General features: G+C 61.1%; 2 protein-coding genes. Both read right to left on the reverse strand.

Annotation, left to right across the window (positions count from 1 at the left end; all coding sequences use genetic code 11):
* Positions 1-220 (reverse strand): homocysteine S-methyltransferase family protein (locus ACH4F2_RS36030; protein ID WP_353802644.1); only part of this gene is annotated, 220 nt, incomplete at its 3' end.
* Positions 221-811: 591 nt separating this feature from the next.
* A partial coding sequence (locus ACH4F2_RS36035; protein WP_398136811.1) for a hypothetical protein occupies positions 812-1,541 on the reverse strand: 730 nt, incomplete at its 5' end.

Raw genomic sequence — 1,541 nt, forward strand, 5'->3', positions numbered from 1 at the left:
TGGTCTCGACGGCATCGGCACCAGCGGCGAAGTACGCACGGTGGATGTCTTTGAGCACGTCGGGACGGGTGTCGTTGAGGATCTCATTGCACCCCTCGAGGCCGAGGAAGTCGTCCAGGGTGAGGTCCGCGGCCTGCAACATGGTGCCCATCGCTCCGTCGCCGATGACAACGCGCTGTTTCAGCGCATCAAGCAGGGCAGAGTTAAATGGGGCAGACATGCCGCCTGCCGTGGCCTTCGAGGAAACAGCGGCGATGGGATTTCTGGCCTCGAATCGGTTCAATGCACTTACCTCACGGGTTGGTTGTCGTCGACACGAGATAGTGCCGCAGACTGCACTCATCGAAAGCTCAAGGCGCAGTTCGGCAATTAGATCGTGGTCGCATGACGAAAGGAGAAAGAACGGCGGTCGGGAATCAGTGTCCGAAGCAGAACGCCTGGTCGATAGCGCGGATTGCATTGGCATTGCTCGGCAACACACACGAGGACCCCAGTGCTTCGAGAGAATGTCGAGCAACCGGGATGAACGAGGGTCCGGCCGAACACAATGATCGAAAGACAACTGGATTGAATCCGTTCTCTAGAACACCGACTTGGTGCAATGTGCCCCCATGCACATCCGAAACCACCGCTGGGAGACTCGGCAGTATGGACAGGGGTTTGCAATCAACGGCGCACGATGCAAGAGATGTGGATCTGCGACTGGTCGCTGCACCGGTTGAAGGACCGCTGGAAGGCCGCAGCGTCACCAGAACCAGGGGAGTGGGGAGATTTCGAGCAGGATCTATCGGTGAGATGCCCCTTTGTGTGCTCACCCCAAGCCCGAGATCAACAGCAGCAGACCGAATCCCGCAGCTGCGATCAGCCCGCCGAACTTGGGGTTGTTCTCGGCGGCCTCGGGCAGCATGGTCTCCGCAACCAAGGACAGTAGTGTTCCAGCTCCAAATGCTTGCAGAAGGAGGACAGCGTCGTCTGTGAGCAGCGATGACGCAGCGTATCCGGCGGCGGTTAGACAGATGGTGGCAACGGCGACGCTACTCCACAGCGCGAGGATCCAATGTCGAGACCGACCGGCTCTCGACATCCCATTCGAAGCCGACATCGCCTCGGGCAGATTGCCGATGGCAATGGCTGCGATCAGCGCGAGTTCCACGCCCCTGCTGTGTAGTGTCACACCGAGTACTAATGCCTCGGGCACGGCGTCGAGAGCGGTCCCGATGGCGATGGGCGCGCCAGTGGCGGGGCCCACCGTCGCAGTGGTCTTCAATTTCGTTAGGCATTCTCCGCAGCGCTTGCGGTCGCGGGCTCCGCGCGTGGCCAACCATGCGTTGATGGCGCTGAAGGTTGCTGCGCCGCCCAAGAGAGCCGTGACTCCACTCCAGGGGTGGGTTGCAACGGCCTCTGCGGCGAGCTCCACTGCAGCGGCCGCCAGTATTAACCCCGCTCCCAAGGCAGTGACTCTAGCTATCGTTCCGTGACCGAACCGGCCGGACATGCCGAGCATTGCGCCGATGAGCAAACCACTCACGCTGAGCGCCGCC

This window comes from Streptomyces sp. NPDC017890, assembly GCF_044328675.1.
GTDB lineage: Bacteria > Actinomycetota > Actinomycetes > Streptomycetales > Streptomycetaceae > Streptomyces.